We start from the raw sequence: 8,432 nt of genomic DNA, 5'->3' as shown, positions 1-8,432 counted from the left end.
AAGGGTAAAGGATGAACAATAAAGGTTTTAATACAAAACTGGCAGGATAAGCCACGCGTTCGGGATGTAGGGCGGCAAGTGTTTTTGGCGTGACTTCAGCAAATAATAAAATCACTAAAGTTAAGGTGAATGTCGCCACGACGATACCGTTCTCGCCAAGTAGCTTGATCCCGATAACGGTGGCAATAGCCGAGGCAAAAATATTCACAAAATTATTGCCCAGCAGGATTAAACCGATCAAACGATCTGGTCTTGCCAAAAGACTGCTGGCAATCATTGCACCGCGATGACCCTGTTGGGCAAGATGTTTTAATCGATAACGGTTCAATGACATCAATGCCGTTTCAGAGCTGGAAAAAAACGCTGATAACACCAACAGGAAAAACAGAATGAGAAACAGCGCGATTAAGGAGGTATCTTCCAGCATCAGTTTAGCTTTGTATTAAGAATTCAAGGACTAATTTGCTACCAACATACGCCAGTAGTAAAAATCCAAAACCGGATAAGGTCCACTTTACGGCAGTCTGGCTACGCCAGCCATATTGATTGCGGCCCCATAACAAGGCTGCAAAAACCAGCCAGGCAATAATTGAGAATACGGTTTTATGTGCCACATGCTGAGCTATAAAATCGTTAACAAACACAAAGCCCGTAATCAGTCCCAATGTCAATAATGCAAAACCGGCATAGAGTAGTTGGAATAATGCCTTTTCCATTGTCTGGAGTGGGGGGAGCTTGCGAACCCAGCCGCCGGCATGCTTATGTCGTAACTGTTTTTCCTGAATGGCCAGAATAATCGATTGCATTGCGGCTAGTGCAAGCAGGGCATACGCTGTAAGTGATAGTAAAATATGCCATTCCAAAGCAGGATCACTGAGAGTTTGTTGGCTACCCGGTGCTTCGACCCTGAACATTAAACATAAAGCTACCAGTGGATATACTACAATTCCAGGATGCGCTATCTGAGAACGCAAACCCGTTAACATCGCGATAAATGCCATTAACCAGGCTGCGATAGATAACATGCTCATCAGACTGAGATCCCAGCCTTGGGCAAATTTCATGGTGAAATAAATATCTGCAGCATGGAATAACAGCGCTAATGTGGTCAATATGCCTATCGGTAAGGCAAGTTTATTCCCATTATGATCGCGTTTGACAAAGTCACGGATCAGAATAACGCTGCTACTTAAATACAGTAGGAAGGCTAATGCGTTGGCAATGGCCATGAGGGGAGATCCTTAAGTTCCAATAATGTTTATCCGGTTAAACGCTAAGCTTAAATCATAAACGATAAGCCGCTTCACCGGATATCATATCAGTTATAATGCCATACCTATCTACATAGTACTGATTTTCAGACACCAAACGATGCAGGATACATTATGTTTGACAGCCTAAGTGACAGACTCGCCGGTAGCCTCAAAAAACTGCGTGGACAGGGTCGAATCACCGAAGACAATATCAAAGAAACGCTGCGTGAAGTACGTATGGCTTTGCTTGAGGCCGACGTTGCATTGCCGGTTGTCCGCGATTTTATTGAAAAAGTAAAAGAACGGGCAATGGGACAGGATGTGATGCGCAGCCTTAGCCCAGGCCAGGTTTTCGTCAAGATTGTTAATGACGAACTGGTTGCCATAATGGGCGATGAAGACAACAGTCTTAATCTGAATAGTCAGCCGCCGGTGGTTATTCTGATGGCGGGTTTACAGGGTGCGGGTAAAACCACCAGTGTGGCAAAACTGGCCCGCTTTCTGAAAGAAAGACAAAAGAAATCCGTCATGGTGGCGAGTGCTGATGTTTATCGGCCAGCGGCGATAGAACAGTTAAAGACACTTGCAATTGATGTTGAAGCGAAATTTTTCCCCAGTGATGCCAGCCAGGATCCAGTGGCGATTGCACAAGCTGCCGTAGCACAGGCAAAACTTGAATATGTTGATGTAGTGATTATTGATACAGCAGGTCGTCTGCATATTGATGATGACATGATGAGCGAAATCAAACATATTCATGCGGCAATTAATCCAACAGAAACATTGTTTACGGTTGATAGTATGACCGGCCAGGATGCTGCCAATACTGCCAAGGTATTCAACGAGGCTTTACCGTTGACCGGTGTGATTTTGACCAAAACGGATGGTGATGCTCGTGGTGGTGCGGCTTTATCTATTCGTCATATTACCGGTAAACCCATTAAATTCATGGGTGTGGGTGAAAAGACAACAGCTTTGGAAGTCTTCCATCCTGATCGTGTGGTTTCCCGAATTTTGGGAATGGGCGATGTTCTCTCTTTAGTCGAAGAAGCACAACGGAAAATTGATGCGGGTTCAGCTGAAAAACTGGCCAACAAACTTAAAAAAGGCAAGGGCTTTGATCTTGAGGATTTTCGCGATCAATTGCAGCAAATGAGCAAAATGGGCGGGCTTACTTCATTAATGGATAAATTGCCCGGCATGGGGCAAATTCCTGATGCTGTTAAAAACCAGGCCAATGATAAAGAGCTGGTTAAAATGGAAGCGATGATTAATTCGATGACGCCTAAAGAGCGACGTCGCCCTGAATTAATAAAAGGCTCGAGAAAAAAACGCATCGCAGCAGGCTCTGGCACACAGATTCAGGATGTAAATCGCTTACTGAAACAGTTCTCTCAAATGCAAAAAATGATGAAAAAAATGGGGCAGAAAGGTGGTATGGCAAAAATGATGCGCGGCCTTGGTGGAAAACTGCCAATGGGCGGTGGTGGCATGCCATTTTAAGGTAATCGTATTTACAGCTTTGCAAAGCTGCGATAAGTGCGTAAAATAACTCTATTTTTCCATCCAGATTTCCAACGGGTAGGTTTATGGTAACAATTAGAATGACACGCGGTGGCGCTAAAAAGCGTCCTTTCTACGGCATTGTCGTAACAGATTCACGTAGCAAACGTGATGGCCGTTATATCGAGCGTCTGGGCTTTTACAATCCAATCGCTAAAGGCCAGGAAGAAGAGTTACGCATTGATTTAGAACGCGTCAAACATTGGATCAGCCAGGGTGCACAAACATCGGAACGTGTTGCTCAGCTGATCAAGCAAGCACAAAAAGCTGCTTAATTTCTACCCGGGAGGCTCGTGATGGCTGATGCCAGCGAATTTATCCCGGTAGGGAAGATATCAGGAGTTTTTGGCGTTAAGGGCTGGGTAAAAGTATTTTCTTTTACCGATCCTCGCGACAATATCCTTGAATACAAACCGCTTTATGTGCATCGCCATGGTGATTGGGTTCCAATCGAAGTGAATGGCGGACAGTTACAAGGTAAAGCGGTTGTCATGAGCCTGGAAAAGGTTACTGACCGCAATCAGGCCATGACGTTAATCGGTTCAGAGTTGGCGATTAAAAGGTCGCAATTACTCGAAACTGATGTAGATGAATTTTACTGGGCTGACCTGGTTGGCCTGACAGTGATTAACACTGAAAATGAAGTTCTGGGAATAGTTGATCACCTGTTAGAAACAGGTGCCAATGATGTTCTGGTCGTAAATGGAAAAGATGCGGATACGCAATATCTGATTCCATTTGTTTTGGAAAGAACCGTATTGCAGGTTGATCTGGAAAACAAACTGATTCAGGTTGATTGGCAAGCCGACTATCTTTGAATAATGAAATGCAGCTATCTGTAATTTCTTTGTTTCCGGAGATGTTTGCTGCGGTAACAGAATATGGCGTAACCGGGCGGGCGGTAAAACAGGGCAGACTTAGTCTTAATTACCTAAACCCGAGAGAGTTTACAGCTGATAAACATCAGACTGTGGATGACCGACCTTACGGAGGCGGCCCCGGTATGGTTATGAAAGTAAGTCCGCTGCTGGATGCGATTAAAACGGCAAAACAGCAGCTTGGTGATAAGGTAAAAGTCATTTATCTATCACCGCAGGGACAAAAGCTGAATCAGCATGCGTTAGGCCAAATGGCGAAACGTAAATCAATGATTCTGCTGGCTGGTCGTTACGAAGGTATCGATGAGCGATTGGTAGAACAGGAAATTGATGAGGAGTGGTCGATTGGTGACTATGTCCTCAGTGGTGGTGAACTGGCAGCCATGGTGATGATTGATGGTATTGCCCGTTTGTTACCTGGTGTGTTGGGTGATGCCGAATCTGCTGAGCAGGATTCGTTTATGAGTGGTCTGTTGGATCATCCGCATTACATCCGCCCTGAAACGTTAAATGGCCAGACAGTGCCAGCCGTACTGTTAGGTGGAAATCATGAGGCAATACGTCAGTGGCGTCTCAAACAGTCCTTAGGACGAACATGGTTACGGCGACCTGATTTGTTGGAAATGATAACTTTAACAACAGAGCAGGCTGCTTTATTGGAAGAATTTATTGCCGAGCGCGGGCAGGATTAGTTGGGAGCAAACAATGAGTAACATTATCGATCAGCTGAACGCTGAACAATTGAGAACCGATATTCCGGATTTTTCTGCCGGTGACACGGTTGTTGTTAAAGTTCGTATAAAAGAAGGTGAGCGTGAGCGTGAACAGGCTTTTGAAGGCATCGTTATCGCAAAACGTAACCGTGGTTTGCATTCAGCTTTCACTGTTCGCAAAATCTCTAACGGTGTTGGTGTTGAACGTGTTTTTCAAGCACACAGCCCAACCATTGCCAGTGTAGAGTTGAAACGTCGTGGTGATGTTCGCCGTGCGAAACTTTACTACTTGCGTGACCTGACTGGTAAAGCGGCACGCATCAAAGAAAAATTGTAAGTCCGACGGGTCGTTTGATCCGTTGCATATAGAAAAAGGGACAAAGTTGATTTCAGCTTTGTCCCTTTTTTGTGCCTTGAAGTTGCTATTATGCGATATGGTCTAACTGATGCAGCCCCATGACAAAGCCAAGTGATATACAACTGAGTCATCTACAAAGCTTTATTGATTCGCTGTGGCTGGAATCCGGGTTAAGTGATAATACGGTAACCGCTTATCAACATGATTTAGTGGCGTTTGCCAGCTGGTTACAACCATTTGATGTGACATTAACCAATGCAGAGCGTGAACATATTCAGCGTTATCTGCAGCAACGAATGCGGGATGGAAAAAAGGTGCGCAGTGATGCGCGTTTATTATCTAGTCTTCGCCGTTATTATCGTTATTTATGTCGTGAAGGGATCCGTGATTCGGATCCTACAGCAATGTTGGAATCTCCGCGATTGGGTAAATCCTTGCCAGGCAGTTTATCTGAAGCAGATGTTATCAACTTGTTAACTCAGCCTGATACGGAAACCGCTTTGGGCATGCGTGACAGAACCATGCTCGAGGTGTTGTATGCCACCGGGTTACGTGTTTCAGAATTAGTGGCATTAACCTTTGAACAATTGAATATGCGACAGGGCCTGATCCGCTGTATTGGTAAAGGCAATAAAGAAAGATTGGTTCCATTAGGTGAAACGGCATTGGACTGGTTGCAATTGTATTTGCTTGAAAGCCGACCTCAGTTACTGCAAGGCCAGGTCACAGATGACCTATTTCCAACCCGTCGCGGGCAATCAATGACCCGTCAGGCATTCTGGTACATTATCAAACGCTACGCCAAATTGGCAGATATCGATAAACCGCTGTCGCCACATACTTTGCGTCATGCCTTTGCCACGCATTTGTTAAATCATGGTGCAGATTTAAGAGTCGTTCAACTTCTGCTGGGTCATTCAGACTTATCAACAACACAAATCTATACCCATGTTGCCAAAGCCAGATTGCAGCAAATGCATAATCAACATCATCCGCGAGGTTGAGTTTCCGCTGCTATGTAAGCTGATGTTAAACTGCCGGGTTAAAATTTAATTAGATTGGGAGAAGCCATAATGCCCTCATTTGATATTGTTTCTGAAGTCGATAAGCATGAACTGACCAATGCGGTGGATCAAGCAAACCGTGAACTGGATAACCGCTTTGATTTTCGAGGAACCGAAGCCAAAGTCGAGCAGTCAGACAAAGCGCTGACCATGTTTGCCAACAGTGATTTTCAATTAGATCAGTTGCTCGATATTCTCAGAATGAAACTGGTGAAACGTGGTATTGATATCAGTTGCCTTGAACTTAAGGATCCGGTTGGCTATGGCAAGATGCGTAAACAGGATGTGCTGGTGCGTGAAGGCATCGAAAAAGACTTATCGCGAACCATCGTTAAACTGATAAAAGAGAGCAAAATTAAAGTTCAGGCAGCAGTCCAAGGGGACAGCGTCAGAGTGACTGGCAAAAAACGTGATGATCTGCAACAGGTCATGGCGTTGTTGAAAAACCATGATTCAATTGATATGCCACTGCAATTCAATAATTTTCGAGATTAAGAGAACCACACGAATGAAAATAAGCCGACTGGTATGGTTACCATTATTGTTATGCATGAGCCTTGTTCATGCTGATGATATGACAAAACTCAAAGCCGAACTAAAAAAACAATTACCCGAAATGGAATTGCAGTCATTGTCTCCTGTTGGCGAGTCAGGATTATATGAAGCCATTATCGATGATCGAATTTATTATTTTACCGCGGATGGAAAATACTTAGTACAAGGTGATTTATTGTCGCTCGAATCACGTGAAAACATTACCGAAACCCGTCGGATTGAAGTGAAAAAAGGGTTGTTGGACAAATTAAATGAGGATGATCTGATTGTCTTCGCGGCTAAAAAACCTGTCTATACCGTAACCGTCTTTACCGATATTGATTGTGGATACTGTCGCGAGTTGCATCGTCAGATCAAAGACTATAACAATTTGGGTATTACCGTTCGGTATATGGCTTATCCTCGTGCCGGCGCAGAATCGGAGTCGGCGAATAAATTAATCGAAGTCTGGTGTGCCAAAGACCCTCAGAAAGCAATGACGGATGCCAAAGCCCAGCGTGAAGTGAAAAAAACCTCTTTATGTGAAAACAATCCGGTTGCCGAGCAGTTTGAAATTGGCGGAAAGCTAGGTGTTCGTGGAACGCCAGCTATTTTTCTGGAAGATGGTCAAATGTTACCAGGGTATGTGCTACCAGAAAAATTACGTGAAATTCTGGATGAATATCTTGGTTCAAGTTAACAGGAGATGGGTTTCACCCTGAGGTAAACGCGTATCTACCAGACGTATTTTTTCAGCAGTGATTTCGACATAACTGGGGGCAGGCTGCCAATCACCTAATACAATTCGATAGTTTGAAATATTTCGTACAGGCTCAAGCGGTTGGATAGCCGGTCGATGAGTATGACCATGCAGCAATAAATTAACGTGATATTGCTTCATAACCTGTCGGACAGCAGCTGGATTGACATCCATGATCTGAGCTTGTTTATATTGTTTTTGCTGCTTGCTTTTGGCTTTGATTTTATCGGAAATACGTTGCCGTATGGTCAGCGGCATCGCCAGAAACAGCTTTTGTAACCATCGCTTACGGACGACTTTGCGATATCGCTGATAACTCACATCATCGGTGCACAAACTATCTCCGTGCATTAATAATATAGAATGCCCGTAAAGACTTACCACGACAGGATCATCCAATAAAATTCCGCCAACCAGTCGGGCAAATCCTTCCCCAAGCATAAAATCACGATTACCCTGCATCAGGTAAATTTTGCTGCCATTTTGCTGTTGATTTTGTAACGCTTGAATAAACGGCTCAAATTCAGCCGGGATTAAATCATCACCAAGCCAAGTGTTGAATATATCACCCAAAATATAAAACGCATCCACAGCAGATTGCTTTGCAACAAACTCAGTGGCCAGCCGGATTAACTCCGGCTGGTCAGGACTAAGATGTAAATCTGAAATAAACAGGGTTTTCATTTGATGGATGTGTTGAATTAATCGACCATAATCGCTTTTTCAATCACTACTGCATCAGCCGGTACATCCTGATGACCTCCACGCATAGTGGTTTTTACTTTGCGAATCGCATCAACCACATCCATACCTTCGATGACTTCACCAAAAACCGCATATCCCCAATCCTGCATGGTTTTGCCACGATAGTTCAAAAAGTCATTATCTTTAGTATTGATAAAAAACTGTGCCGTTGCAGAATGCGGATCGCCTGTCCGCGCCATCGCGACAGTGCCTTTTGTATTGCTCAAGCCGTTATCTGCTTCATTCTGAATTGGCGCTTCAGTTGTTTTCTGTTTGAATGATTCATCAAACCCGCCGCCTTGAATCATAAAGTTTTCAATGACGCGATGAAAAATGGTGCCATCGTAAAAGCCTGATTCAACATATTGAATAAAGTTTTTAACCGTTTCAGGCGCTTTTTCAGCATTCAGCGCGATAACAATATCGCCATGATTGGTGGTGAGCTTTACTTTTGGTTGTGCGCTACCGCCTTCGGCTTGAGCTGCCAGCGAAAACGAAGCAAAAAACAGGGGGGCCAGATGGCGATAGAGTAATTTCATGGTAGCTTGTCCAAAAATTGCAAAAA

Annotated in this window: 12 protein-coding genes; 8 read left to right on the top strand and 4 right to left on the bottom strand. The window is 44.1% G+C overall.

From position 1 onward, the window contains the following. Together B3O33_RS14315 and B3O33_RS14310 are read right to left on the bottom strand one after the other, a co-directional pair. The coding region (locus B3O33_RS14315) for a CNNM domain-containing protein (RefSeq protein ID WP_292363858.1) at positions 1 to 427 on the bottom strand (427 nt) is incomplete at its 3' end. A 4-nt stretch (positions 428 to 431) separates the two neighbouring features. After that, positions 432 to 1,229, bottom strand: a complete 798-nt coding sequence (locus tag B3O33_RS14310) for a cytochrome C assembly family protein (protein ID WP_292363857.1) — start codon at positions 1,227 to 1,229, stop codon at positions 432 to 434. A gap of 156 nt (positions 1,230 to 1,385) precedes the next feature. On the opposite strand from B3O33_RS14310, the gene ffh reads away from it, so the two are divergent. The 8 genes from ffh (at position 1,386) to B3O33_RS14270 (ending at position 7,063) form a co-directional block, all read left to right on the top strand. Beyond that, positions 1,386 to 2,756: a signal recognition particle protein gene (gene ffh, locus B3O33_RS14305; protein ID WP_292361454.1), complete on the top strand. Its 1,371-nt coding sequence runs from the start codon at positions 1,386 to 1,388 to the stop codon at positions 2,754 to 2,756. Between the two features lie 86 nt (positions 2,757 to 2,842). Next, positions 2,843 to 3,091 carry a 30S ribosomal protein S16 gene (gene rpsP / locus B3O33_RS14300; RefSeq protein WP_226071152.1) on the top strand — a complete coding sequence of 83 codons (249 nt, stop codon included), beginning with the start codon at positions 2,843 to 2,845 and terminating at the stop codon, positions 3,089 to 3,091. A 21-nt stretch (positions 3,092 to 3,112) separates the two neighbouring features. After that, the gene (gene rimM / locus B3O33_RS14295; RefSeq protein WP_292361455.1) at positions 3,113 to 3,634 is read left to right on the top strand and encodes a ribosome maturation factor RimM; all 522 of its coding nucleotides are present in this window, start codon (positions 3,113 to 3,115) and stop codon (positions 3,632 to 3,634) included. Positions 3,635 to 3,642: 8 nt separating this feature from the next. Continuing rightward, on the top strand, positions 3,643 to 4,386 hold the full coding sequence (gene trmD / locus B3O33_RS14290) for a tRNA (guanosine(37)-N1)-methyltransferase TrmD (protein WP_292363856.1): 744 nt from the start codon (positions 3,643 to 3,645) through the stop codon (positions 4,384 to 4,386). Between the two features lie 13 nt (positions 4,387 to 4,399). Further along, complete coding sequence (gene rplS, locus B3O33_RS14285; protein ID WP_292361457.1) at positions 4,400 to 4,744, top strand: 50S ribosomal protein L19; 345 nt, start codon at positions 4,400 to 4,402, stop codon at positions 4,742 to 4,744. Between the two features lie 119 nt (positions 4,745 to 4,863). After that, positions 4,864 to 5,769 (top strand): site-specific tyrosine recombinase XerD, encoded by a 906-nt coding sequence (gene xerD / locus B3O33_RS14280; RefSeq protein WP_292361458.1) that lies wholly within the window; start codon positions 4,864 to 4,866, stop codon positions 5,767 to 5,769. A gap of 69 nt (positions 5,770 to 5,838) precedes the next feature. Continuing rightward, entirely contained in the window at positions 5,839 to 6,324 is a 486-nt protein-coding gene (locus B3O33_RS14275; RefSeq protein ID WP_292361459.1) for a YajQ family cyclic di-GMP-binding protein, read from the top strand. A gap of 13 nt (positions 6,325 to 6,337) precedes the next feature. Further along, positions 6,338 to 7,063 carry a thioredoxin fold domain-containing protein gene (locus B3O33_RS14270; RefSeq protein ID WP_292361460.1) on the top strand — a complete coding sequence of 242 codons (726 nt, stop codon included), beginning with the start codon at positions 6,338 to 6,340 and terminating at the stop codon, positions 7,061 to 7,063. Here B3O33_RS14270 and B3O33_RS14265 read toward each other — a convergent pair. Both B3O33_RS14265 and B3O33_RS14260 read right to left on the bottom strand, forming a co-directional pair. Next, positions 7,055 to 7,807, bottom strand: a complete 753-nt coding sequence (locus B3O33_RS14265; RefSeq protein WP_292361461.1) for a UDP-2,3-diacylglucosamine diphosphatase — start codon at positions 7,805 to 7,807, stop codon at positions 7,055 to 7,057. The genes B3O33_RS14270 and B3O33_RS14265 overlap by 9 nt on opposite strands. 17 nt (positions 7,808 to 7,824) lie before the next feature. Next, positions 7,825 to 8,406, bottom strand: coding sequence for a peptidylprolyl isomerase (locus tag B3O33_RS14260; RefSeq protein WP_292361462.1), 582 nt, complete (start codon positions 8,404 to 8,406; stop codon positions 7,825 to 7,827). Positions 8,407 to 8,432: the final 26 nt, after the last annotated feature.

The sequence above is a fragment of the Methylophaga sp. UBA1464 genome (genome assembly GCF_002325665.1).
GTDB lineage: Bacteria > Pseudomonadota > Gammaproteobacteria > Nitrosococcales > Methylophagaceae > Methylophaga.
This window is presented reverse-complemented; position numbering and strand designations above follow the sequence as displayed.